Raw genomic sequence first — 25,234 nt, forward strand, 5'->3', positions numbered from 1 at the left:
CCCGGATGTTTCCGGTAGACGGGGTATCAACATATCTGGCGTTGACTTTTGGCACGCTGTTGAGTTCTCAAGGAACGGACGCTTCCTTTGTGCCTGTTTCACCAGGCTCTCCGGGCGCTTCCCTTCGGTCTTGCGTTTCCGACTCTATCAGATCCTCGCGGTCCTGATTTCGCCGGTGCGATTCGGCCTTTCGGCTTCTTCGCGTTTCCAACCTTACCAGATTCGTTTCCGTCTCCGGCCCCCTGTTGGAGCGGGGTTGACCGTCCGGCTTTCGCTTTTCGGTCTTTCCGACTCTATCAGATCCGATTTCGTTCCGTTGCCGGTTCGAATTCAGTTCCGATTCCCCGTCGGCGGGGTTTGCCTTTCGGCGTGGTCACTACTTTAGCGGAATTCCTCGGTGACTCAAATCGAGTCGGTGGAATCGAAATTCGGCATGCCGAAATTCATCCCGGTGAGGGGCCGTGCAGTAGTGGTGTGCCGCTGAGGCGGCGGGATGGCTACCGCAGAACCGTTACGGCTCCGTGGCAACTCGGAGAACACTACGGATGGGTCAGACCCGTGTCAACTTGAGTCAGTCGAGGTCCTTCAGTCGTCCGCCGGCATCCGGTTGGGCGTCCTCCACTCGGCGCAGCAGGCGGGTCAGCACCTCACCCAGGAGGTGGCGTTCGTCGCCGGAGAGGTCCTGGAGGAGGTCTCCTTCGAAGACCGATGCCAGGCGCATCGCCGCGAGCCACTTCTCGCGGCCCTCGTCGGTCAGCTCGACGATGACGCGAACCCGGTTGTTCTCGTCGCGCTCGCGTGTGACCAGGCCCTCGCTCGCCATGCGGTCGATGCGGTGGGTCATGGCGGCCGGCGTGAGGCCGAGGCGTTTGGCGAGTTCGCCGGGGCCCAGTCGGTAGGGGGCGCCGGACAGGACCAGGGCTTTGAGGACCTCCCATTCGGCGTTGCTCATTCCGAGGGTGGCCGTCTGCCGTCCGTAGGCGACGTTCATCCGCCGATTGAGGCGCTGAAGTGCGGAGACGACCTGTTCCACCTGGGGGTCGAGGTCTTGGAACTCGCGCTGGTAGGCCGCGATCTGTTCCTCAAGGCTCGGCTCGGCTGCGTCGGCGGCCGCATCTGAGGGCTCAGGCATGCGGCGCAGTATGGCATGGAAGTCATTGGCGTTGAAGTCCTTCTCCATGTACTCTTTAGCTTCGAACTTTAGAGTTGAAGTCTTCAGGGTGTGACTGTCCGGTCTCGGACTGTCGGTCTCGCCGGGTGGCTGCTGCGGCTCGTGGGTTCGTCCTCTTATTCGTCTTACGACATGACCTAGGTAGGTGAGTGTGACCACCGCGATGGGCGCCGCGCTGCGCCGGATCCAGCTGGGGAACGCACTGAGCGCGTTCGGCAACGGCTTCACGGTTCCGTATCTGTACGTCTATGTGGCGAAGGTGCGTGATCTTGGTGCGAGTACGGCCGGAGTGGTGCTGGCGATGCTCGCGGTGTCCGCACTGGTCGTTCTGCCGCTGACCGGTCGGGTCATCGACCGGCGTGGTCCGCTGCCGGTGGCCATCGTCGGTACGGTCTCCGCTGCCGTCGGTGCGCTGGGGCTCGGGCTGTCCGCCGCGGAGCCGCTGGTCATCGCGTCCGCCATCGCACTCGGTGCGGGTATAGCGGTGATACAGCCGGCCCTCGCGACGATGATCGTGTGGTGTTCGACGACGGTGACCAGGTCGCGGGCGTTCGCCACCCAGTTCTTTCTGAACAACCTCGGTCTGGGTGTCGGTGGGCTGGTCGGCGGGCTGCTGGTCGACGAGTCGCATGCGTCGAGCTTTGTGCGGCTGTTCGCCATCGAGGCCGTGATGTTCCTGGTGCTCGGTGCGGCGATCGCGAGCGTACGGCTGCCGCGGATGCCGAAGGTCGAGGATGCGGTGCCGACCGAGGAGCGGGCCAAGGGTGCCTGGCGGGCACTGTTCGCCGACCGGCGGATGGTGTGGCTGTGTGTTCTCGGCTTTGTGCTGTTCTTCGCCTGCTACGGGCAGTTCGAGTCGGGCCTCGCGGCGTACGCCACCGAGGTCACCCGGATCCCGCCGGCCACTCTCGGCATCGCGCTGGCGGCGAATACGGCGGCGATCGTGGTGGCGCAGTTCGTGGTGCTCAAACTGGTCGAGCGGCGGCGGCGCAGCCGGGTCATGGCGCTGGTCGGGATGATCTGGACCGTGGCGTGGATAGCGGCCGGGCTGTCCGGTCTGGTGCACGGTGCGCAGGTAGTGGCGACAACGCTGCTGATCTCGACATACGCGCTGTTCGGTATAGGTGAGTCGATGCTGTCGCCGACGTTGGCGCCGCTGGTGGCGGATCTGGCGCCGGCATCGCTGATCGGGCAGTACAACTCGGCGTTCGCGCTGGTCAAGCAGTTGGCGTTGGCCGTGGGGCCGGCGGTGGGTGCGTTGATGGTGGGGCATGGGATGTACGTGGCGTACATCGGGATGCTGGTGCTGTGTGCGCTGGGGATCACGGGGTTGGCGTTGCGGTTGGGCCGGATGCTCGGCCCGGTACAGGACAACCCGCACCGGGCGCCGGTGGCGGTTCCGGTGCCGCGGGCCGAGGCTCCGGAACAGGTGGCCGCAGCCGTGTGATGCGCCACCGGCCGGAGTGGGGCCTCTACCCCCGAGGTAGTGCGAATTCGCACCACACCGCTTTGCCTCCGCCTGGGGTTCTGCGAGAGCCCCAGGACGAGGCGATGGTCGCGACGATGGAGATGCCGCGGCCCGCTTCGTCGGCCGGTTCAGCTCGGCGGCGGCGGGGGAGGTGGTCGTCGCCGTCGGTCACCTCGATGATCAGGCGGCGGTCGGTGCGGCGGAGGCGGAGACGCATGGGGGGCGTTCCGTGTTGCAGGGAGTTGGCGACGAGTTCGCTGGCGGCCAGGACACCGAGGTCGTGAAGTTCCGGGGAGAAGCGCCACGAAGCGAGGACGCCGGAGGCGAAGGCGCGGGCGCGCGGAGCCGCTTCCGTACCGCCGTGGAGTTCGAGGGCGGCGTTGTGGAACAGCTCGGCGTCGTGGCCGGTGCGTTCGGGGTGTTGCAGGACCAGGATGGCGACGTCGTCGTCGTGGGTGACGGTGATGCCGAGGGCGCGGAGCAGGCGGTCGCAGACGATGTCGGGGGCGCCGGTGGCGCCGGCGAAGGCCCGCTCCAGGGCCTCGACACCGTGGTCGATGTCCTTGTCGCGGCGCTCCACGAGGCCGTCCGTGTAGAGGACGGCACTGGATCCAGGGCCCAGAGGCACCGAGCCCGACGTGTGCAACCAGCCGCCGGTGCCCAGCGGCGGTCCGGTCGGTTCGGCGGCGCGGCGGACGGTGCCGTCCGCGTCGCGGACCAGGATGGGGAGATGGCCGGCCGAGGCGTAGACCAGGCGGCCCTCGTTCGGGTCGTGGACGGCGTAGACGCAGGTGGCGATCTGGCTGGCGTCGATCTCGGCGGCCAGGCCGTCCAGGAGCTGGAGGACCTCGTGGGGTGGCAGGTCCAGGCGGGCGTAGGCGCGGACGGCCGTGCGGAGTTGGCCCATGACGGCGGCGGCGCGGACGCCGCGGCCCATGACGTCGCCGATGACCAGGGCCGTACGGCCGGCGCCGAGGGTGATGACGTCGTACCAGTCGCCGCCGACCGCGGCGTCCGTGCCACCGGGCTGGTACGTGGCGGCCACCCGCAGGTCGTCGGGCTGCTCCAGTTCCTGGGGGAGCAGGGAGCGCTGGAGGGTGACCGCGGCCTCGCGCTGGCGGGCTTCGCTGGCCCGCAGCCGCTCGGCGGATTCGATCTGGTCGGTGACGTCGGCGCCGAAGACGAGGACGCCCTTGTGCGGGGCGACGCAGGCGACCTCCGGGTCGGGGGCCGGGCCGCTGGCGGCGACCTCGATGGGGGTGCAGGTGAAGGTGTAGTAGCCGTCGCGGGAGCGGTCGGAGCCCGCGGCGCCGGGGACCTTGCGGGACTTGACCGTACGGGGCTTGCCGCTGCGCAGGACCTGGTCCATCAGCGGGAGCAGGCCGAGTTCGTCGAGCTCGGGGAGGGCTTCGCGCGCGGTGTGTCCGGCCGGGCGGCGGCCGAAGACGTCGGCGTAGGCGCCGTTGACGTACGCGATGCGGTGCTCGGGGCCGTAGACGACGGCCACCAGGGCGGGGATGGTGCCGAGGATGTCGTGGACGGACAGCGCGTCGACCGTGGGAGGCAGGCCCAGAGGGCCGGCTTCTTCGGAGGCGGCCGCTTCGGGGTGGTCGGCGTGCGCGGCGCGGGCCGCGGGCACGGCGCCGGAGCCGGCGGCGGTCGGGCCGTCCGGTGTGGCGTCCGCGGCCTCGGGCGGGTCGGCCGGGGCCTCGGCGGCCGGGGTGGCCGGCGTGGCGGACGCGGGGCGTGGCGCGGCGCGGTCGGACCGGGCGGCGGCGCGCCGCTGTGTGCCGGGGAGTTTGGCGCTCCAGCGCGTGAAGATCACGGAGGTGTACCTCTTACTTCGCGTCGTCGCGCGGGGTCGGGCCGTCGGCTTGGGGGTACCGCCCGGCCGAAGGCTGGGGGACTGTCGGCTGGGGGCGCTCTCGGCGCCCTCTGGCGGAATGCAGCAAACGTCCAGAATCCTCGTGATTGTCACTCTTTGCAGATACGAGCCCACCCATGGTCACACGTCCAGTGTGGCCGACCGGACTGACATCCGTCAGACGCCGGGGACCCGACGGGAAGTTCCGCACTGCGGTCCATTCGGGTGACCCGGTGACTGACAGCAGGTCAACCGGACATCAGGCGACCGGCTGGGCGGCGCGCGTCAGCTGGCTTCGTTGTGGCGCCCGGTGCCCGCGGCGAGTTCGAACTCGGCGCGCGGGTTCTCCAGCGAGCCGAGCGAGACGATCTCACGTTTGAACAGGCCCGCGAGGGTCCATTCGGCGAGCACCCGCGCCTTGCGGTTGAAGGTGGGCACCCGGCTGAGGTGGTAGACGCGGTGCATCAGCCATGCCGGATAGCCCTTCAGTTTGCGCCCGTAGACATGCGCGACGCCCTTGTGGAGGCCCAGCGAGGCCACCGATCCGGCGTATTTGTGGGCGTAGTCCTCGATCGGGCCACCGCGCACCGCTGCGGCGACGTTCTCGGCGAGCACCTTCGCCTGCCGGAGGGCGTGCTGCGCGTTGGGCGCGCACTCCGCTGGGGGCTCGTCGGGTTTCGCGGGCGGGTCGGCCGTCAGGTCCGGGACCGCGGCCGCGTCACCGGCGGACCAGGCGTGTTCGACGCCGTCCACCTGGAGCGCGGCGGTGCACTTGAGGCGGCCACGGCCGTTCAGCGGCAGTTTGGTCGCGGCCAGGATGGGGTGCGGTTTGACGCCCGCGGTCCACACCAGGGTTCTGGTGGGGAAGCGGGCGCCGTCGCTGAGCACGGCGACGCGGTGCTCGCAGGAGTCCAGCCGGGTGTCGAGCCGTACGTCGATATTGCGTCCGCGCAGCTCGCGTACGGCGTACCGGCCCATGTCCGGGCCCACTTCGGGGAGAATCCGGCCGGTCGCCTCGACCAGGATCCACTTCATGTCGTCGGGCTTGATGTTGTGGTAGTAGCGGGAGGCGTAGCGGGCCATGTCCTCCAGTTCGGCCAACGCCTCCACGCCCGCGTATCCGCCGCCCACGAAGACGAAGGTCAGCGCCGCGTCGCGGACCGCGGGGTCGCGGGTGGAGGACGCGATGTCGAGCTGTTCGAGGACGTGGTTGCGCAGCCCGATGGCCTCTTCGACGGTCTTGAAACCGATACCGAAATCGGCCAGCCCCGGAACGGGAAGGGTGCGGGAGACCGAGCCCGGCGCGAGGACCAGTTCGTCGTACGCCACGCCGATGGCGCCGTCGCCGGTCTCCTCGGCGGCCAGGGTCTTGATCGTGGCCTTCCGCTCGCTGTGGTCGATGGCGGTGACCTCGCCGATGACGACCGTGCACTGCGGCAGCACCTGGCGCAGCGGTACGACGACATGGCGCGGCGAGATGGAGCCGGCCGCTGCCTCGGGCAGGAAGGGCTGGTACGTCATATACGGCTCGGGGTCGACCACGATGACCTCGACCGTGCCCTGCCGCAGCTCCTGCTTCAGCTTCCGCTGCAGGCCCAGGGCGGTGTACATCCCCACGTAGCCACCACCGACAACGAGAATGCGCGCCACGTCGTTTGAAGACTTTGAAGACACAGCCTTCACAGAGGTTCTCCTCGCGATGTCGACCGGGCCCGGGGCGGCACCGATCCGGTGGCCGGCCGGCGGCACGGTCACCCTCGGGCGCTGCGCCCCCGGGAAAGCACAGCACTGCCTCCATGACGCACCCCCGGCGCGCCTTTGTCCACAGGCTCGTCGAAATGTATGACCCGGCGCGGTTCTTGAGGCGGACGGTCACGTTCCGCTGACGGAGCGGAAGATACGCAGGTCAGAGGGCTGGCGGCGGGGAAGACGAGGGGAGGCAATCGGGGCGGATCGGGCCCGTTGCGCCGATCGGGGGCGGAGTGTGCGGAACACCCCCTTCATTCTTGACCCGGGCTCAACTATGTTCGTATCTCGTTGGGGTGCACCCTCTCGTCGGTACGCCCCGACCATCAGGGCGGGGAGTCTCCGGGGGGAGACGTTCATTACCGGGGGATCAATATGCATATTCAGGGCTCTCAATGGCCGACAGCCGTCGCTCCGACGCACACATCGGGCAGCGGTAACGGCAACGGCGCCAATGGCAACGGCAGCGGTAACGGCGCCGGCAGCAACGGGGGAGGCGGCGGAAACGGCGGTCTCGGGATGGCCGGTCACGGCCCCGGCGGCCGGAGCACGCCGCTGAGGGTGGACGCCCAGCGCAATCTGGAACATGTGCTGCGGGCCGCGCGCGAGGTCTTCGGCGAGTTGGGCTACGGCGCGCCCATGGAAGATGTGGCCCGGCGGGCCCGGGTCGGTGTCGGGACGGTCTACCGCAGGTTCCCGAGCAAGGACGTCCTGGTCCGGCGGATAGCCGAGGAGGAGACCGCACGGCTGACGGCCCAGGCGCGTACGGCGCTCGGCCAGGAGGACGACCCGTGGTCGGCGCTGTCCCGCTTCCTGCGGACGTCGGTCGCCTCGGGTGCCGGTCGGCTGCTGCCGCCGGGCATCCTGCGGGTGAGCGCGCCGGAGGGCGTTGCCGAGGCCCGGGTGCCGCAACAGCGGATGGCCCCGGGGGCGGACGGCCCGTCCGCCGATCTGCGGGTGGTCGCCCAGCGCGGCGTGCCCGAGGGCGAGCGGGGCACGGCGGATGCGCCGGAGGCCGTACCGGCGGCCGAGGAGACCGCCGGCGCGCAGGCGCTGCTGGAGGTCGTCGGGCGGCTCGTGGAGCGTGCCAGGACCGCCGGTGAACTGCGCTCCGATGTGACGGTCGCCGATGTTCTGCTGGTGATCGCCACGGGAGCGCCGTCGCTGCCCGACCCCGGCCATCAGCAGGCCGCGTCCGCACGCCTGTTGGAGATTCTGCTGGAGGGGCTGCGCTCGCGCCCCGCCCGGTGAGTTCCGGCGGCCGGATCCGTCCCGGCGAGCCCAGCGAGTGGGCCCGCCGGGCGATGGCGGTCCGCCCGCTCAAGCGAAGCCGAGAGCGGGAGAGGCCGGCCGGGCTACCGGTGGGGGCCGATTTCCGTACGGCCCTGCGGTCTGGCGGGGTGTGCCCTGAACGAGTGGCATTGCGCTCCGTGCGAGTGACGGCGCGCCGCGCAAGACCGCAAACGTGCCCCGTACGAGTGAACGTCTGGGCTGCCGTGCAAGGGTTCCCCTCGGATGAGTGGATGCCTGTAGGGGCAGTGAAGCCTGGGCCATCGGTGTGGCACGCTTGCGCGGTGTTCCGGTGTGACGGCGTGTTCGGGGGCCTCGGCGATGAGTGTTGACGGGCGGGACGAGCAGCGTGGCGGCGAGACCGGTGCCGCTGGTGCGGGGCAGCCCCAGGGGGCGCCATCGGGGCAGGTTCCCGGCCAGAGCGGACCGTTGGGGGCGACTCCCCCGGCGCGCGGCCCCGCCGAGCGGCACGACCGCGCCGCCGGCCCGGAGAGCCACAGTGTGCCGCCCCAGCGCGAGCGCTCCGGCAGGACGGGCCCGGCTGTCGGCCCCGTAGTGCCCACCGGCACCGAGGTGGCCGAACTCCCGCCCTCCGACAGCCAGTTGATCGCCAACATGCGGGCCGGCGACGACAGCGCGTACGAGGAGATGTACCGCCGGCACGCCGCGGCGGTACGGCGGTACGCACGCAGCTGCTGCCGGGACACGCACACCGCCGAGGACCTGACCGGCGAGGTCTTCGCCCGCACGCTGCAGGCGGTACGCGGCGGCGCGGGGCCTGATTCCGCGGTCCGCGCGTACCTCCTGACGACGGTCCGCCGGGTCGCCGCCGCGTGGGCGAAAACCACGAAACGGGAGCAACTGGTCGAGGACTTCGCGGTGTTCGCGGTGTCCGCCGCCGGGTCGTCGCTGGACGAGGACACCTTGGACCTGGGCGCGGATGTCCGCGCCATGCACGAGGCCGAGCAGTCCATGGCCGTACAGGCCTTCCGCAGCCTGCCCGAGCGCTATCAGACGGTGTTGTGGCACACCACCATCGAGGACGAGTCGCCGAGCGACGTCGCCCCGCTGCTCGGGCTCACCGCCAACGCCACCGCTGTACTGGCGCACCGCGCCCGCGAGGGCCTCAAGCAGGCGTATCTGCAGGCGCATGTGAGCCAGTCGCTGACCGGCGCCGGCGACTGCGCGCGGTACGCCGACCGGCTCGGCGCCTTCGCCCGCGGCGGACTGCGGGTGCGCGCCGAGCGGGGGCTGCGCAAGCATCTCGACGAGTGCGCCCGGTGCCGTACAGCCGCGATGGAGGTCGCGGACGTCAATCAGCGGATCGGTGCGGTGCTGCCGGTCGCGGTCATCGGCTGGTTCGCCGCCGGGTACGCCGTCAAGGTGGCCGCTGCCGGCGCCGCGGGCGTGGGTGCGGCGGCGGGGGCCGGTGCGGCCGCGGCCGCCGGAGGTGCCGGTTCCGGTACAGCCGGGAGCGGGGGCGGCGCCGCCGTGAGCGAGGGCCTCGGCGCGCCGGTCAAGGCCGGTGTCGGGGTGGGGATGGTGGCGGCGGCGGGTGTGGCGCTCGCCCTGGTGCTGATCGGCACCCCGAAGCCGGCACCGAACACACAGGCCGAGCCGCACCGGTCGGCCCCATCGGCCCCGCCGGCGCCCCAGAAACCGTCGCCCAAGCCCTCGCAGGCCACGTCGAAGCCGCCGGCGCCGCCGGTATCCGCGCCCCGGCCGGAACCGAAGCCGACGCCCACACCGACGCCCACACCGACCCCGAAACCGACTCCGCCGAAGCCGGCACCGACGCCGCCCCCCGAACCGACGCCCTCATCGCCCGAGCCCACCCCGACACCGGCTCCCCCGGCACCGGCCCCGATCCCGTACCGGGTCAACGCGCTGGACTACGACTTCGCGGGCGACGGCACGAAGCCGGAGGTGCGCGCGTTCGGCAGCAGCTGGGTGTGGCAGCGGCAGCAGCCGAGCGTCGACGGCACGACCTACCCGCACGGCGTGACCGTGCACGCGTCGTCCTCGGTGCTCATCGACCTCAACCGGCCGTGCACCGCGTACGACGCTCTCGTGGGCGTCGACGATCTCAGCCTGGGGCTGGGCGCGCTGCGTTTCTCCGTCTACGGGGACGGGGAGCGGCTGTGGCGGTCCGGTGTGGTGCGCGGCGGGGAGCCGGCGGTGCCGGTGCATGTCCCGCTGGCGGGCCGTAAGACGCTACGGCTGGTGGTCGAGCCGGAGACGCCGGTTGATGTGGTGGCGTTGGGGGATTGGGCGAGGTCGCAGATCAGTTGTCGTTGAGGGGGAGTTCCGGCGGCGGGGCGGGGAGTGCCGCACACCGGCGGTCACCCCACAACCGGCTCCGGTCCCGCCGAAGGCGGGCCCATCGACCACACAAGCCCCCACCGGGAGCGAACCGACGACGGATCGGAACCCGGCTCAAAGTCTCGCCCGGGGAACCACTCCACCCGCGACCGCCCGCTGGCGCGGCGCCGACGCCCCCATCCAGCACGTCCCCCGCCGTGCCGTCAGCCGCCGCAGCCACAGCTCCGTGGCGACCAGCTCCGCCAGGCCGTCCAGTGGCAGCGCAGCGCCCTCGGACGCCGAGCGCAGCGCCTTGCGCACCACCCGCGCCTCCACCAGCCCCGCATCGGCGAGCAGCGGCGCATCGAAGAGCGCCACCAACTCGCCGACGGCGCTGCGCAGTCCGGCCCGTACCGCCGCCCCGTGGGTGACGTGCGAGGTGGCGCCCCACCCGGACGGCAGGTCCCGTACGCCCGCCCCGGAGAGCACCGAGCGCAGTACCGACGCACGCGCCCCCGGCTGCACCCGGAGAGTGTCCGGGAGCGCGCGGCAGGCGAGCACCACCTGGTTGTCGAGGAAGGGCGCGTGCAGACGCTGGTTGCGGACCTCCGCGGCCTGTTCGAAGACGCGGTGGTCGGCGGCCTGGCGGGCCAGTGCCGCGCGGGCGCGCCGTTCCCCGGGGCGGCTCACGGCGGGCGAGCGGGTCGCCGCGTCCCCGAGGCGAACCGATATTTCGGCCAGTGCCTCCCCCGTGAGCCAGCGCGCCGCCGGCCCCGGTCGGCACCAGGCGAGGGCGGCCAGCGAGGCGTCGACGGCCCCGCCGGTCACCGGTTCGTCGGCGAACTGCCGCTCCATGAGGCGGCGCGCCGTATCGGCGACGCCGACGCCGTAGGGCGTACGGGCGAGCTTGCGGGCGGCCCGGTAGACGGTGAAGGGGACCAGGACGGACTGCGCGGAAGGGCCGTCTGCCTTGGCGAGCGCGGTGACCGGGCGCAGCAGGTGGCGTCGGCGGCGGTCCATGAGGAGGTCGGCGAGCCGGGCGGGGTGGGCGTCCAGCACCGGGCGCGCGCCCTGCCCTACGAAGTGGTCCGCGCTGCCGGCCAGCAGCCGCCGCCGGTGGCGCCCGGCCATGATGAGCGAGGGGCCGGGCTCGTCGGTGAGCGGGCCGCTGTCGAGGTCCGCGTACGGGAGCGCCTCTTCGCCGGCCGCGACGACGACGTGGTGCAGGCGCGGGTTGTCGGCGATGCTGCGGGCGCGCTCCAGTTCGGCCTCGCGGTAGGCCCGACCGCCGTTCGTGGCAAGGTCGTTGAAGGTGACGGCGAGCAGCCGTTCGCCGTGGCCGTTGAGCCTTCCGGGCTGGCCGGGGAGGCCGGCGGCCAGGAGGGCGAGGGTTCCGGAGGCACTGCCTCCGGAGAGGTCGGCGCCGATGCCGGGGGCCGGTCCGCCGCGCGCGGCGCGCCGCTCGGCCGGTCCCATGCCGGGCACCGGGCCGGGGTCGAGGCTGTCCAGCCCGTCCGGGTCGGGCGCGTGCCGCGGGCCCGCCAGCCGGGCGCGGACGGCCTCGATGAGGGCATCACGGACGCCGTCCACGGCCTGATCCGGGGCGAGTTGGGGGGCCGCGACGGCGAGCGAGGCGGTCGGCTCGAAGGAGGTGATGTCGCTGGCGCCGCCGCGCAGCACCAGCGCGTGGCCGGGCGGGATCCGGCGGACCCCTTCGTACGGGGTGCCGGCGCCGAGTGCCTCAGGGGCGTCCGGGCAGGCCAGCAGCGCCGCCAGATGGCCGACGTCGAGGCTGGCCTCTATGAGGTCGGCGAGCGGGAGGGCGGCGGTCGCGTATGCCGTACCGCCGGCCCACGGGGTGTGGAAGACGGGACGGGCACCGGCCAGATCACCGGTGATCGTGAGGCGCCGCCCCACCTGGACGACGGCGGTGTAGCTGCCCGGCCAGGCGGTGAGGTGGCGCAGCGCGCCGCCCCGGGCCGCGAACAGCCCCACCCGCAACTGGTCGTTGGTGGCACCGCAGACACCGAAGACGGCGAGCCGGGTCTCGGGATCGGCCTGTACGACGCGGACCTCGTCGGGCCGCCAGTCGCCGACCGCCCACAGCGGATCCGGGTCTCCCCAAAGGAGTTGGGCGCCTACGGGCAGGACCGTGCGACTCTCCCCTGTGGGGGCCGGCCCCGTGGCGGTACTGCTCCACCCCACCAACCAGCGCATCGCCGCCTCCACCCGAATCCCGTCCGCCGAGGGGCCAATGGCCTCCCCGTACAGCGGATTGCCAAGCTGTTGTGCGGACCATGCTGCCATGGCGGGGGCGCACAGGAGACGTCAAAGAGAGCCCGTATACCGGCGGTTCACGCCGCGGCGACGGCGCGGACAGGGCCTGGGACACCCGCGCGGCGGTCGTGGAGCCGGGCCCGGCGCGCGGTCGCGACGGCCCCGGGAGGCCCCCCGTGTGGCCCCCGGGGCGCCCCCTAGCTGGCGACGGCGCGAAAACAACACCCGTCGCATTTCAGCCAAAGTCCGTTCCGTGCTGCCCAGTTGACGCGTTCGGGTGTCACGTCAACCGGTGAGGCGACCGGCCGGTGACCGGTCTGCGCGACAGTCCGGGAGGCGGGCTTCGCCTCCCGGACCGGACCGCCACCCGCGGGGAATGAGGTGGCGGTGTCCCCCAGCCCACTGGATCCAGTGCAGCGGGCCGACCCACGCAGGACCCATGGAAGCGCTCCCGGGGGAGGGCGGGCAGCGCGCACGGACGGGCGCACGGGCACACGTACCCGGAGCACATGCCAATTCCCGTACCCCTGTTTGAACATGAATCTCGCCATCCGGGACACCGGCTCTTAACGGTCGGGATTCGGCGAACTACTCTGGGTGGACGCATGCCCCGGGGTACCGGGGAGGCTGTCGCTGTGTCGAGGGGTGCGCATGTCCAGGGATATACGCGGGCCGAACGAAAAGCTCGGCACCGTTCTCGCCCTCGCGGGGATCAGCAATGCCGGACTCGCGCGCCGGGTCAACGACCTCGGTGCGCAGCGTGGACTGACGCTTCGCTATGACAAGACGTCGGTTGCGCGATGGGTCTCCAAGGGCATGGTGCCCCAAGGCGCCGCGCCCCACTTGATCGCGTCCGCGATCGGCAGCAAGCTCGGGCGGCCGGTGCCGCTGCACGAGATCGGCCTGGCCGACGCGGACCCGGCGCCCGAGGTCGGCCTGGCATTCCCCCGCGATGTGGGCGCGGCGGTGCGCTCCGCGACCGAGCTGTACCGACTCGATCTGGCCGGGCGGCGGGCCGGTGGCGGCGGCATCTGGCAGAGCCTGGCCGGTTCCTTCGCCGTCAGCGCGTACGCCACTCCCGCCTCGCGCTGGCTGATATCTCCCGCGGACAGTTCGGTGGCGCGGGAGGCCGCGGAGGCGCGCGACAAGGACGCCGCGGCCGCCGGGGACGCCGGGATCCCGCAGCATGTCGGCCACAGCGATGTCACCAAGCTGCGCGAGGCGGCGGAGGACGCGCGCCGCTGGGACTCCAAGTACGGTGGCGGGGACTGGCGTTCATCGATGGTGCCGGAGTGCCTCCGGGTGGACGCGGCGCCGTTGCTTCTGGCGTCGTACAGCGACGAGGTGGGCCGCGCGCTCTTCGGGGCGACCTCCGAACTGACCAGGCTCGCGGGCTGGATGGCCTTCGACACGGGCCAGCAGGAGGCCGCGCAGCGCTACTACATCCAGGCGCTGCGGCTCGCCCGCGCGGCCGCCGACGTGCCGCTGGGGGGATATGTCCTGGCCTCCATGTCACTCCAGGCGACCTACCGCGGTTTCGCCGACGAGGGCGTGGACCTCGCGCAGGCCGCCCTCGAACGCAACCGCGGTCTCGCGACGGCCCGCACGATGAGCTTCTTCCGGCTGGTGGAGGCGCGGGCGCAGGCGAAGGCGGGGGAGGCACGCGCCTGTGAGGTGGCGCTGAAGGCCGCCGAGGGCTGGCTGGAGCGCTCGCGGAGCGGCGACCCCGACCCGTCCTGGCTGGACTTCTACTCGTACGAGCGCTTCGCCGCGGACGCCGCCGAGTGCTACCGGGATCTGCGCCTGCCGCGCCAGGTGCGCCGCTTCACCGAGCAGGCGCTCTCCCGCCCCACCGAGGAGTTCGTCCGCTCCCACGGGCTGCGCCTCGTCGTTTCGGCGGTCGCCGAACTGGAGTCCGGCAACCTGGACGCGGCGTGCGCGGCGGGCACCCGCGCGGTCGAGGTGGCCGGCCGGATCTCCTCGGCCCGCACCACCGAGTACGTCCGCGATCTGCTGCACCGCCTGGAGCCGTACGGGGACGAGCCCCGGGTGGTGGAGCTGCGCGAGCGCGCCCGGCCGCTGCTGGCGGCGCCGGCGTAGAGCGGGACGAGGGCGGGGGTGGGCGCCGGGCGGCTGGGGCCGGGGGCTTCGCGTCGGTCTCGGGGCCGCGTGCCGGTGCGGCGTGAGCATGCGGCTTCGGTTTCGGCGGGCGGCGCTGCGGCGGGTGACATCGCGGCGATGGTGTCGGGCACGGGCATGCAGCGTCACATCGCGCACCGCGTGCCACCGCATGCGGTGGCGGCGCCCTCACCGCTTGTCATTGCCGCATTGTCAGTGGTGGCCGTCATGATGGAGTACGTCGTGGGCGATGACGCGCGGGTCCGCGGCCATGGGCGGGTCCGCGGTCATGCGGTTGGGGAGGTGCAGTGGCGGCGTACGACTGCGATGTGCTGGTGATCGGTGCCGGCATCGTCGGACTGTCCACGGCCGATGCGATCACGCGTGCCGCGCCCGGCACGCGCGTCGTGGTCCTGGAGAAGGAGCCGGGACCGGCCCGCCATCAGACCGGACGCAACAGCGGCGTGATCCACAGCGGCATCTACTACCCGCCCGGCTCGCTCAAGGCCCGCTTCGCCCTCCAGGGCTCGGCGGAAATGGTCAAGTTCTGCGCGGAACACGACATCCCCCATGAGGTCACCGGCAAGCTGATCGTCGCCACGAACCGCGCCGAACTGCCCCGGCTGCACGGCCTGATCCAGCGCGGCCGCGAGCACGGGCTGCCGGTGCGCGAGCTGGGCCCCGCCCAGATAGCCGAGTACGAGCCGGAGGTGCGCGGCCTGGCCGCCATCCATGTCGGCACGACCGGCGTCTGCGACTTCGGCGCGGTCGCCCGGACGTTCGCCCGCCTCGCCATGGACGCCGGCGCCCGGATCGCTTACGGCGAAGAAGTCACCGCCATCGGCCGCCGCCCCGGCCGGGTGGCGGTCCGTACGGCCGCCGGCACGGTCTACCGCGCCCGCGCCCTGGTCAACTGCGCCGGCCTGCACTGCGACCGCATCGCCCGCCTGGCAGGCGACCCTCCGGGCATGCGGATCATCCCCTTCCGCGGCGAGTACTTCACCCTCGCCCCGGACCGTGCTTCCCTCGTCCGCGGCCTCGTCTACCCCGTCCCCGACCCGGCCTTCCCGTTCCTCGGCGTGCACCTCACCCGCGGCATCGACGGCGCCGTCCACATCGGCCCGAACGCCGTCCCCGCCCTGGCCCGCGAGGGCTACGACTGGCGCACCCTGCACCCCGCCGAGCTGGCCGGGACCCTCGCCTTCCCCGGCGCCTGGCGGATAGCCCAGCGCCACTGGCGCTACGGCGCCGGCGAGCTGCGCCGCTCCCTCTCCCGGCGCGCCTTCGCCGACGCAGTCCGCCGCCTGCTCCCGGCCGCCCGCGAGGAAGACCTGCTCCCGTCCCCGTCCGGCGTCCGCGCCCAGGCCGTCCTCCCCGACGGCACCCTCGTCGACGACTTCCTCTTCGCCGAATCCCCCGGCATCGTCCACGTCCTCAACGCCCCGTCCCCGGCAGCCACGGCATCACTGCCGATCGGGCGGGAGGTGGCGGGGCGGGTGCTGGGGGTGTTGCGGGGGTGAGGCCCGGGATGCGGGGTGGGCGCTGGCGGCGCCCCGGCTGAAATACGGGATACGGGCCGGCGGGCATGTGCGGGGCTGAGGGGCGGGATGCTGGAGGCGGGCCGCAGGAGCCCGCGCGGTGCGGGTAATCCGGGGGTCCGGGGAGGGAGATCCGGGGTCCTGGGAGGGAGATCCGGCACCTCAGGACCTTCGAGAACCTTCGAGAACCTTCAAGGGCCTTCGAGAACCGTGGAGGACCACCCCCACCCCTCCATCCGTAGAATCAAAACACTGTGTCCGAGAATCCCGTCACCGCCGCAACCGTGACTCCCGCAACCGTGTCCCCCGAAGCCGACGCCGTGGCAGCCGACGCTCCGGCCGTTCCGGCTGCCTCCGCCGGCTCCGTCGCACCCCGCCGCAGTGGGCCGATGTTCCCCGACGGGACCGGCCCCGCCGCCGACCCCGCGGGCTCGCATCACGAGCGCCGGATCCGCTCCTTCCAGCCCCGCCGCAGCCGTGTCTCCCCCAGCCAGGCCGACGCGCTGCGCCGCCTGTGGCCCAAGTGGGGCCTGGACATCGACGGGCTCTCCCGTATCGATCTGGACGCGTTCTTCGACGGCCGGCCGGTCGTGCTGGAGATCGGCTTCGGCATGGGCGAGGCCACGGCACAGATGGCCGCGGCCGACCCGGACACCGGCATCCTCGGCTGCGACGTCCACACTCCCGGCCAGGGCAATCTGCTCGGTCTCGCGGAGCGGAACGATCTGTCCAACATCCGGGTGGCCAACGGCGACGCGATCATCCTCCTCCGCGAGATGCTCGCCCCCGCCTCCCTCGCCGGCCTGCGCGTCTACTTCCCCGACCCCTGGCCGAAGAAGCGCCACCACAAGCGCCGCCTGATCCAGCCGGAGTTTGTCTCGCTGGCCACCACACGGCTCGCACCCGGCGCCCTCGTCCACTGCGCGACCGACTGGGAGCCGTACGCCGAGCAGATGCTGGAGGTCCTCTCCGCCGAGCCGACGCTGGAGAACCTCCACGAGGGGTACGCCCCCCGGCCCGACTTCCGCCCGCTCACCAGGTTCGAAGGCCAGGGCCTGGACAAGGGACACATCGTCCACGACCTGCTCTTCCGCCGCCGCGGCGCCTAGTAGTGCTTTGTTAGCCGGTCTTGTCGCGGTTGGTGTCCGGTGGATCATGGCTGGCCCTGATCCACCGGACACGCCCCAGACAGGCCGCCGGACCTGCTCGGCGTACACGGGCCGCAGGACCTGCTCGGCGTACACGGGCCGCAGGACCTGTCCGGAGTACGCGGGCCGCAGGACCTATCCGGCAGATCGGCTCTGGTTAGGGTCGACAGGTGCACCCGTCGTACCCGCCGTCCCCCTCGCCTGCGTCGCAGTCCCCGTCACAGCCGCCCCTCCCGGCGTACGCACCCGCCCCGCACACCTCGACGCCCCCGGACGCCCCGGGTATCTCGTACCCGCGCCGGCGATCGGCCCCCTGGCACAACAAAACCCTCCGCGCCGTCGCCCTGGTGTCCCTGCTCGCCCTCTCCGGCGTGTTCATCATCGGCATGGTCCGCCGCGAAACCGGAACGGAAGGCTTCCTGGTCGGCCTGGGCCTGGCCACCTTCCCGGTCCCGCTCCTCATCGCGGCGTTCTGCTGGCTCGACCGCATCGAGCCCGAGCCCTGGCGCAACCTCGCGTTCGCCTTCGCCTGGGGCGCCTGCGCCGCCACCCTGGTCGCGATCCTGGCCAACGGCTTCGCCACCGACTGGCTGGCCGCCAACATCGCCGCCGCCTCCCCCTCCGAAGCCGAGGCCTGGGGCGCGACGGCCATCGCCCCGATCGTCGAGGAATCCGTCAAGGCCGCCGCCGTCCTCCTCCTCTACCGCTTCCGCCGACGCGACTTCGACGGCATCACGGACGGCATCGTCATCGCCGGGATCAGCGCCACCGGCTTCGCCTTCACCGAGAACATCCTCTATCTGGGCAGCGCCTTCGGTCAGGACCAGTCCATGGGCCACTCCGGACTGGACTCCCTCACCGCCGGCACCTTCTTCATCCGCATCATCGTCTCCCCCTTCGCCCACCCCCTCTTCACCATCCTCACCGGCCTGGCATTCGGCATAGCCGCCACCCGCTACCCCCGCCGCCGCGCCTCCCGCACCGCGCTCGCCGTGCTCGGCCTGCTCACCGCCGTCCTCCTCCACGCCATCTGGAACGCCGCCTCATCCCTCGGCGACCTCGGATTCCTCACCGTCTACGGCCTCTTCATGGTCCCGATCTTCATCACCCTCACCTGGCTCGCCGTCTGGGCCCGCCACCAAGAACTTCTGTCCCTACGCGGCTACCTCGCGCCATACACGGCCACCGGCTGGCTCACCCCCGCCGAAGCCACCGCCCTCTCCTCCCTCAAAACCCGCGCCCTGGCCCGCGACCTGGCCCGCCAAACCCACGGCCCCACCGCCGCCCGCGCCGTAACCGAATACACAGCCCTCGCCACCTCCCTCTCCTTCCACCGCCGCCGCGCCCACTTGACGGGAACCACGGCGGACTTCACGGTGCGGGAACGGCATTTGTTGCAGCACCTTTGGCATTACAGGGGTTGGGCACAGCCTGCGTTGGCGCAGGCACTGCATATCACTCATCGATCAGCCCAGCGGGCACGATGCTGACGAACGCAGTCCACCTTGATTTTCCTGGGCCACTATGCGGTTTACCCAATGCCTGAATATGGGCGGCCTCGCTGTACCACTCACCCCAAGGCGACACCTCAAGGCGAAGATTGCATATCTGACAGGTGTTTTCGTACGCATCCTTTACTGTGCGCACAACGTTGAGTCGCGAATTCTCCGCTCATACTCAATGGTGCAGCGCATCTTCTCCTCAAGCCCGGTGTCTTCGCTATCGCTCGAAGGGAGCGGTTGCGGCTTCAGCGTTTCACCCGGCGCCAGCTTCAAGAGCTTGAACCGGCAGACGAGGAAACCTTCTTTCCCAACAGTCATCCAGTGGTCAGCGACGCGGAAAAGCCCGCAATATTCGTAACCCCCGGTCGCTCGACGCCACTTCTTCCCTCTGACCTTCAGGCCACGCACCACGCGAACTGGACGGCCGAGAAGTACCAGAGATGCCCTGGCCGTATGCGCGGCGGACACCCGCCTTGTGCAGTTCCGCGTGGCCACCTCATACGGCTCGCACTCCGTAAGAACAGGCAGGGAAAGTGGCCAGCACCACACGGTCTAGCGACGTAGGCTCGGCAGTATCTGCTACGAGGAGGTTGTGGGTAATGGCTAGGATTCCGACGGCAATAGTGGCCGCAGGTGGGATTGTCGGTGGTTACGGTGTAGCCCGCTGGACCAAGAAGCGGCCCCTGGGTGGTGTGGTGTTGGCGGCGGCTGGGGCTGTGGCCGCGCGGGGATGGCAGCAGAAGGCTGGGAATGCGACGGCTACCGCGTTGAGTGGGGCTTATGTGGCGGCGTTTGCTGGGTCGCATCCGTTGGCCAAGAAGGTCGGGGCCTGGCCTTCGGTGTTTGCGGTGGCGGGTGGGGTGGCCCTCGCGTCGTGGGCGGCGGTCGATCGTCGGGCGTAAGCGCCAGGCGGCAGGAGTGGTCAGGGATAGTCAGGAATAGTCAGGCGTGGTTACGGGTGCGGGCCGGGGCAGTCACAGCCCCGGCCCGCACCCGTCTGTGTGCTTCGCCGTCAGGCGGATGCCTTGGTGAGGAGGGCCAGTTCGGCCTCGCTGAGGGTGAGGTCCGCGACCGCGAGGAGGGCCGGGAGCTGGGCTACCGTGCGGGCGCTGGCGATGGGGGCGGCGACGGTGGGCTGAGCGGCGAGCCAGGCCAAGGCCACGGTTGCGACTTCGGCGTCGTGGGCCGCGGCGACGGTGTCGAGGGCCTGGAGGACGCGGATGCCCCGGTCGGTTGAGAGGTGCTTGGCCGCGCCCTCGGAGCGAGCGCTGTCGACGGCCGTGCCCGGACGGTACTTGCCGGTCAGGAAGCCGGAGGCGAGGGCGTAGTACGGCACCGCGGCCACGCCGTTGCGGGCGGCCACGTCGGCGAGTTCGCCTTCGTATGTGTCGCGGGAGACCAGGTTGTAGTGGGGCTGGAGGGCGACATAGCGGGCCAGGCCCTCACGGTCGGAGAAGGCCAGCGACTCCTCCAGGCGCTGCGCGGAGATGTTGGAGGCGGCGATCTCACGGACCTTGCCGGCCTGGACAAGGTCGTTGAGGGCGCTGAGGAACTCCGGGACCTCGACCGACTCGTCGTCGTAGTGGGTGTAGTAGAGGTCGATGTAGTCGGTGCGGAGGCGGGTGAGGGACTCCTCGACCGCGGTCTTGATGGTGGTCGCGGAGAGGCCCTTGAAGTCGGGGTGGGCGCCGACCTTGGTGGCGATGACGATGTCGTCGCGGTTGCCGCGCGCGGCCAGCCAGTTGCCGATGACGGTCTCGGATTCGCCGCCCTTGTTGCCGGGCACCCAGGCCGAGTAGACGTCGGCGGTGTCGATGAAGTTGCCGCCGCCGGCGACGTACGCATCGAGGACGTTGAAGGACTCCGCCTCGTCGGCCGTCCAACCGAAGACATTGCCACCGAGGGAGAGGGGCGAGACGGAGAGCGAGCCGAGGGGCTTATGGGGCTTGTGTGTCGGTGTCGCGGTCATGCGTTGTTGCAGCGTTGGGGGAAGGGGAGTTATTCCCCGGATGGCTCCGAGGCGGTCCCTGATTTGGTCCGGATTGATCCCTGGTTGTTCCCGGGCGCTCCCCCGGGTTGATCCCTGGTTCTTCCCAGGTCGACCCCTGGTTCTCCCCGGGGCGATCCCTGGTTCTCCCCGGGTTGTTCCCCTTCCCCCAACCGTCAGGCCGCTGTCAGATGTTGACCCCTTGCTCGCGCAGCCACGGCATCGGGTCGATCGGGTCACCTGCGTCCGGGCGGACCTCCAAGTGGAGGTGGGGGCCGGTGACGTTACCGGTGGCGCCGACGCGGGCGATGACGTCGCCGGTGTTGACCTTGCCGGAGGTCTTCAGCATGGAGGACAGATGGCAGAACCAGAGTTCGGTGCCGTCGTCGAGGGTGAGGACGATGCGGTAGCCGTACGAGCCGGCCCAGCCCGCCTGCGTGATGGTGCCGGAGTGAACCGCCTTGACAGGAGTGCCGGTCGGTGCGGCGAAGTCCTGCCCCGTGTGGTCCGCGGCCCAGCGATCGCCGGCCTGGCCGAAGCTGGCGGTGAGGGTGTACGAGGTGAGGGGGTTGACGAAGCTCCGCGCCAGCTCGGCGAGGCGCTCGGCCTCCGCCTTCCGGCGGGCCTCCTCCTCGGCCTTGCGCTTGGCCTCCAGCGCCGCCGCCTTCTTGGCCGCCGCGGCCTTTTCGGCCTCGTCCTGCTGCGCGGCCGCGTCCTTCGATGCCTGCTCGATGGCGGCGGCCTCCGCGGCGTCGCGTGCTTCCTGCTCGGCGGCGCCCTGCTGCGCGTCGGCCTGCTGCAGGATGCGGTTGCGCAGGGCCTCCCCCGCGCCGCCGCCCTGGGCGGTCTCGTTCTGGGTGAGGCCGGCCTGGGAGAGGGGGGCCGCGGCGTTACCGGAGGCCGGGGCGGCGGAAGCGGAAGAGCCGGAGCCCGAGTCCGAACCCGAGTCGGATATCAGGCCGCCAATGCCGGGGAGGGACTTCGCGTCCGGCAGCTTGTCCGAGAGGTCGTCGGCCATCCCGCCGATGTCCGGCATCGAGATCGGGACCGGCGGACGGTCCTCGGCCGTGGCCATCCCGCCCGCGCCGACCGCCGCGATGACGCCGACGCCCAGGACCGTACCGCTGCGGGCGAGTCCGCCGCCGCGCTGCTTGCCGACCCGGTGCCTGCCGCGGACCGGACGGATGGATTCCTCGGTGGGGTTCCACTCCTCCCACGGTCCGTCGGCATCGCGGATGCCGTCACGCTCGCCGCCGTACCCGAAGGCCGGACCGCGGTGATCGAACCGACCGGAAGCGACAGAAGTGGCAGAAGGGTCGGACCCGTCGAAGGGGCCTCGGTCATCGAGGCCGTTGACGGACGAAGCCTCTGGGGCAGGCCTGTTGGACGCCACGTGGGCGCACTCCTTTCCTTCCTTCTCGCCTACCGGGTTAGCTGACGGGTTCGGAGCAGGAAGGTCTCCTACGGGCGCCATCTGGCGGAGGCGTCCGATTCACCCCAAGGTGGTGGTTCCCCGGTTCCCTTGGTGCAGTTCGAGTTCTGAAGGTGCCTGAAGTGCGCTTGCTGGGATTCGGCGTCGGCGCGCGGTGCCGCCTCTGCGACGGCTGGGACGACCGCGCTGCGTTATCGGACAGTAATAGAGACGGCGGCCGTTTTCCAAGCCTTCCCGCGAATCCGTCTGCTCTTGGCATGAGCTTTGGCGTGGGCTTTTTCGCCCATCGCGGCATTAAACCGGGCGAGTTGACCACGCGTCATCAAACGATCTTGCGGCGATTGTGTGCCAGTCGTTATGCGGAGGGGTGCGCGGCAACTACGGAGAGTGAGAGCAGTAACGTCGGATCATGGTCGTCAACGTCGGGAACGTCGTCAGTAGCGCGCAAGCAGTGGCGGATCGGTACCGGGAGTTCTCCTGGCAGCAGGCACGGGGACGGTCCGACGCCCACGAGGAACTGACCGCACGCATCAGCCAGGACCCGGAGTTCTGCGATCTGCTGTCCGGATCGCTGCCCGCCGGCAACAAGCAGCAGCCGAACCTCCTCCTCGCCGCCGTCCGCTATCTCGACGGCCCGCATGCCGAACAGGGTCCGCACGGCGAGGCGGCGTACGGGCGCTGGCGCGAGTGGACGATCCGGCACTGGGACGAGGTCCGTGCGGTGATCATGCGGCGCTCCAACCAGACCAATGAGCCGGCCCGCTGCGCGACGCTGTTGCCGCTGCTCGCCCGGCTGCCGCAGCCGCTCGCGCTCCTGGAGGTCGGCGCATCGGCCGGATTGTGTCTGCAGCCTGACCGTTATCGGTATCGGTATCAGTACGAGGGGCGGAGCGGTGGCGCGCGTGGTGCGGGAGTCGCGGACGCCACGGGAGTCGCAGGAGTTACGGGAGCTACCGAAGCCGCGGACGTCACGGAACTGGGGGCAGCGGAGAGCCCGGCGACGTACGTATGCCGGGTGAGCGGAGACAGCCGGGCGGGCGGAGCGAGCCGGCAGAGCGGCGAGAGCCGGGCCGGCCTGGGGGCCGGGACGGCAGCCGCCGACGCCACGCCGTCCGACCCGTTCCCCGGCCCGCACCCTGACCCGCTCCCCACCCGCCTCCCCGACATCGTCTGGCGCGCCGGCATCGACCTGAACCCGCTCGACCCGGTCGCCGAACCCGACGACCTCCGCTGGCTGCAAGCCCTCGTCTGGCCGGGCGAGGGGGATCGCGCACAGCGGCTTTCGGCCGCCGTCGACGCGGTGCGGCCGGCGCCCCGCCCGCGGATCGTGCGCGGCGACCTGCTCGACGAGCTGCCCGCGCTCGCCGCCGAGGCCCCGCCCGGAGCGACGCTCGTCGTCTTCCACACGACCGTGCTGGCCTACCTCCCGCTGGCCCGCCGCGAGGAGTTCGCGCGCCTCGTACGGTCGCTGCTCGCCGAGCGGGAGGGCCCCGGGCACTGGATCTCCAACGAGCACCACACCGTCCTGCCGTGGATCACCGCCCCGGCGCACCGCTCCCTGCGCCCCGAGGACACACATCTGCTGACCCTCGCGCTGGACGAGCGCCCGGTCGCCCTCACCGGGCCGCACGGCCAGAGCCTGCGCTGGCTCGACGAGGCGGCGCCGAGGGACTGAGCGGGCGCCCGGCCACCGCGCAGACCGGCCAACCCCTCCCCCACTCCCGCTACGGCCACCGGGCCCGCCCCTACCGCCCCCAAACACCCCCGGGCGCCGTCCTACGCCCCCAACGGCCGCTGCACCGCCAGCAGCGCCATATCGTCCGCCGGTGCCCCGCCCGAATGCCGTGAGACCTCCTCGACCACCGTGTCCAGGAGGTCGTCGGACCCCCGGAAGCGGCGCCCGCGCAACCGCGTCGCCGGCTCGTAGAACCGCCCCACCCGATCGCGGGCCTCGGTCACCCCGTCCGTGAACAGCAGCAGGAGGGAACCGGCCGGGAAGAACGTCTCATCCGTCCGGTCCGGCCACCCCGCCACCTCGCTCATCCCCAGCGGCAGCGCGGGCGAGGCGGGAGCCAGCTCGCACAGGCCGCCGTCCGGAGCGAGCAGCAGGGGCGCCGGATGGCCGCGGTTGAGGACGCGCAGCACGGACTGCTCCTTGGTGGGGATCTCCGCGAGGACGGCGGTGGTGAACCCCTCGTACTCGTCGAGCCCCTCGCGCCGTTTGCCCTCGCGCTGCAGGGCCCGCTCCAGCCGGCCCGCCACCGCCTCCAGGGTGGACTCCTGTTCCGCCGCCTCCCGGAAGGCGCCGACGACGATCACCGCGGCCTCCACCGCTTCCAGCCCCTTGCCCCGTACATCGCCGACGATCATCCGTACGCCGTGCGGGGTGTCCTGCACCGCGTAGAGATCACCCCCGATCCGCGCGTCCACCCGCGCCCCTACGTAGCGCGCGGCGATCCCGAGACCGGCCAGCCGTGCGGGCGGCATGGGCAGCACGGCCCGCTGGGCGGCCTCCGAGACGTCCCGTACGGATGCCAGCTGAGCGTCGCTCATCCGCACGGCCCGGTTGATGCCGAGCGCCAACAGGGCGACGACGAGAACGGTCAGGGATTCGGTGAACGCCTCGGTGTAGTCCTGCATGCTCCGGTAGATGAGGACCCAGACCTCGCCCGCGAGGGCGGCCACGGCCGTGAGGACGGTGCCGCGCAGCGTGTAGAGGGGCGCCGCGACCAGCGGGGCGGCGGAGAAGAACGGCGCGGCGGTGTACTGGTGCGGCGTCCCCATGTCGAAGGCGAGGCCGCCGAGGATCAGGACGGCGGGGAGCCAGCGCGCGATCCGGCGGCCGAGCGGGGACATACGGTCACGGCGCGCCCGCCGTTCCCGCTCACCCGTATGGCTCCTGCCGCCTCGAAGCATCCGCACCGGCCTCTTCCCACTCCCGCCCGTCCGTACGAACACCGCCTACGAACACCACCGTCGGCCATCCCCCAAGGCTTTCCGGTACGGGGCCGCGCGGCGAATCGTCCTGGGCCGGACGGGTCAACGGGGGCGGGGGCGGGGTTGTCGGCGGACCACAGCCTCCCCCCACCGGACGGCAGTTGGGTCGGGGCAGGCCCACACTTACAAGAGCCCCAAACCCCCACCCCTTGTCCCGCCCTGCCCCGCACACAGATGCGCCCCGGCCAGTCATCCCGGCCGGGGCGCATCTCTACAGGTCAGACCCCGTACAGGGGGTCAGAATGGTGGGCCATCAGGGGCTCGAACCCTGAACCAATGGATTAAAAGTCCACTGCTCTGCCAATTGAGCTAATGGCCCGCACCGAGCAGCATAGCCCGAGCATGTGCCGCAGCCCGAAAGCATTACCCATCTACGGGCCCATCGGCCACATCCG

General features: G+C 71.4%; 17 protein-coding genes, 1 tRNA gene and 1 riboswitch. Of the genes, 9 read left to right on the forward strand and 9 right to left on the reverse strand.

Annotated features, from left to right (window positions below; all coding sequences use genetic code 11):
* Positions 1 to 571: 571 nt before the first annotated feature.
* Positions 572 to 1,132: a MarR family transcriptional regulator gene (locus AB0I10_RS16120; RefSeq protein WP_363153086.1), complete on the reverse strand. Its 561-nt coding sequence runs from the start codon at positions 1,130 to 1,132 to the stop codon at positions 572 to 574.
* Between the two features lie 190 nt (positions 1,133 to 1,322).
* On the opposite strand from AB0I10_RS16120, the gene AB0I10_RS16125 reads away from it, so the two are divergent.
* Positions 1,323 to 2,618 carry an MFS transporter gene (locus AB0I10_RS16125; RefSeq protein ID WP_363153173.1) on the forward strand — a complete coding sequence of 432 codons (1,296 nt, stop codon included), beginning with the start codon at positions 1,323 to 1,325 and terminating at the stop codon, positions 2,616 to 2,618.
* Between the two features lie 25 nt (positions 2,619 to 2,643).
* Here AB0I10_RS16125 and AB0I10_RS16130 read toward each other — a convergent pair whose 3' ends face one another.
* Entirely contained in the window at positions 2,644 to 4,464 is a 1,821-nt protein-coding gene (locus AB0I10_RS16130) for a SpoIIE family protein phosphatase (protein WP_363153087.1), read from the reverse strand.
* A 324-nt stretch (positions 4,465 to 4,788) separates the two neighbouring features.
* Positions 4,789 to 6,153 (reverse strand): NAD(P)/FAD-dependent oxidoreductase, encoded by a 1,365-nt coding sequence (locus AB0I10_RS16135; protein WP_363153088.1) that lies wholly within the window; start codon positions 6,151 to 6,153, stop codon positions 4,789 to 4,791.
* Positions 6,154 to 6,768: 615 nt separating this feature from the next.
* On the opposite strand from AB0I10_RS16135, the gene AB0I10_RS16140 reads away from it, so the two are divergent.
* Positions 6,769 to 7,500, forward strand: a complete 732-nt coding sequence (locus AB0I10_RS16140) for a helix-turn-helix domain-containing protein (protein ID WP_363153174.1) — start codon at positions 6,769 to 6,771, stop codon at positions 7,498 to 7,500.
* 360 nt (positions 7,501 to 7,860) lie between these two features.
* A complete protein-coding gene (locus tag AB0I10_RS16145) occupies positions 7,861 to 9,837 on the forward strand; it encodes a sigma-70 family RNA polymerase sigma factor (RefSeq protein WP_363153089.1) in 1,977 nt (658 codons plus the stop codon).
* 138 nt (positions 9,838 to 9,975) lie between these two features.
* Here AB0I10_RS16145 and AB0I10_RS16150 read toward each other — a convergent pair whose 3' ends face one another.
* Positions 9,976 to 12,057: an asparagine synthase-related protein gene (locus AB0I10_RS16150; RefSeq protein ID WP_363153175.1), complete on the reverse strand. Its 2,082-nt coding sequence runs from the start codon at positions 12,055 to 12,057 to the stop codon at positions 9,976 to 9,978.
* 711 nt (positions 12,058 to 12,768) lie between these two features.
* Here AB0I10_RS16150 and AB0I10_RS16155 point away from each other — a divergent pair.
* The 4 genes from AB0I10_RS16155 (at position 12,769) to AB0I10_RS16170 (ending at position 18,411) form a co-directional block, all read left to right on the forward strand.
* The gene (locus AB0I10_RS16155) at positions 12,769 to 14,217 is read left to right on the forward strand and encodes an MFS transporter (RefSeq protein WP_363153090.1); all 1,449 of its coding nucleotides are present in this window, start codon (positions 12,769 to 12,771) and stop codon (positions 14,215 to 14,217) included.
* A 326-nt stretch (positions 14,218 to 14,543) separates the two neighbouring features.
* Positions 14,544 to 15,755, forward strand: coding sequence for an L-2-hydroxyglutarate oxidase (gene lhgO / locus AB0I10_RS16160; RefSeq protein ID WP_363153091.1), 1,212 nt, complete (start codon positions 14,544 to 14,546; stop codon positions 15,753 to 15,755).
* A gap of 302 nt (positions 15,756 to 16,057) precedes the next feature.
* Positions 16,058 to 16,882 (forward strand): tRNA (guanosine(46)-N7)-methyltransferase TrmB, encoded by an 825-nt coding sequence (trmB, locus tag AB0I10_RS16165; protein ID WP_363153092.1) that lies wholly within the window; start codon positions 16,058 to 16,060, stop codon positions 16,880 to 16,882.
* 209 nt (positions 16,883 to 17,091) lie between these two features.
* Entirely contained in the window at positions 17,092 to 18,411 is a 1,320-nt protein-coding gene (locus AB0I10_RS16170) for a PrsW family intramembrane metalloprotease (RefSeq protein WP_363153093.1), read from the forward strand.
* A 144-nt stretch (positions 18,412 to 18,555) separates the two neighbouring features.
* Here AB0I10_RS16170 and AB0I10_RS16175 read toward each other — a convergent pair whose 3' ends face one another.
* On the reverse strand, positions 18,556 to 18,972 hold the full coding sequence (locus tag AB0I10_RS16175; RefSeq protein WP_363153094.1) for a YDG/SRA domain-containing protein: 417 nt from the start codon (positions 18,970 to 18,972) through the stop codon (positions 18,556 to 18,558).
* A gap of 50 nt (positions 18,973 to 19,022) precedes the next feature.
* On the opposite strand from AB0I10_RS16175, the gene AB0I10_RS16180 reads away from it, so the two are divergent.
* Positions 19,023 to 19,325 (forward strand): hypothetical protein, encoded by a 303-nt coding sequence (locus tag AB0I10_RS16180; protein ID WP_363153095.1) that lies wholly within the window; start codon positions 19,023 to 19,025, stop codon positions 19,323 to 19,325.
* Positions 19,326 to 19,435: 110 nt separating this feature from the next.
* On the opposite strand, the gene AB0I10_RS16185 is transcribed toward AB0I10_RS16180, so the two are convergent.
* Positions 19,436 to 20,392, reverse strand: coding sequence for an aldo/keto reductase (locus AB0I10_RS16185; protein WP_363153096.1), 957 nt, complete (start codon positions 20,390 to 20,392; stop codon positions 19,436 to 19,438).
* 205 nt (positions 20,393 to 20,597) lie between these two features.
* The gene (locus AB0I10_RS16190; RefSeq protein ID WP_363153097.1) at positions 20,598 to 21,803 is read right to left on the reverse strand and encodes a M23 family metallopeptidase; all 1,206 of its coding nucleotides are present in this window, start codon (positions 21,801 to 21,803) and stop codon (positions 20,598 to 20,600) included.
* Between the two features lie 11 nt (positions 21,804 to 21,814).
* Positions 21,815 to 21,957, reverse strand: a riboswitch (cyclic di-AMP (ydaO/yuaA leader).
* Between the two features lie 294 nt (positions 21,958 to 22,251).
* Here AB0I10_RS16190 and AB0I10_RS16195 point away from each other — a divergent pair.
* Complete coding sequence (locus AB0I10_RS16195) at positions 22,252 to 23,517, forward strand: DUF2332 domain-containing protein (RefSeq protein WP_363153098.1); 1,266 nt, start codon at positions 22,252 to 22,254, stop codon at positions 23,515 to 23,517.
* Between the two features lie 101 nt (positions 23,518 to 23,618).
* Here the strand turns inward: AB0I10_RS16195 and AB0I10_RS16200 are convergent, their stop codons facing one another.
* Both AB0I10_RS16200 and AB0I10_RS16205 read right to left on the reverse strand, forming a co-directional pair.
* Complete coding sequence (locus AB0I10_RS16200; RefSeq protein WP_363153099.1) at positions 23,619 to 24,698, reverse strand: PP2C family protein-serine/threonine phosphatase; 1,080 nt, start codon at positions 24,696 to 24,698, stop codon at positions 23,619 to 23,621.
* Between the two features lie 384 nt (positions 24,699 to 25,082).
* A tRNA-Lys gene (locus AB0I10_RS16205) sits at positions 25,083 to 25,158 on the reverse strand.
* Between the last annotated feature and the right edge of the window lie 76 nt (positions 25,159 to 25,234).

The organism is Streptomyces sp. NPDC050636 (assembly GCF_040654775.1).
Lineage (GTDB): Bacteria > Actinomycetota > Actinomycetes > Streptomycetales > Streptomycetaceae > Streptomyces.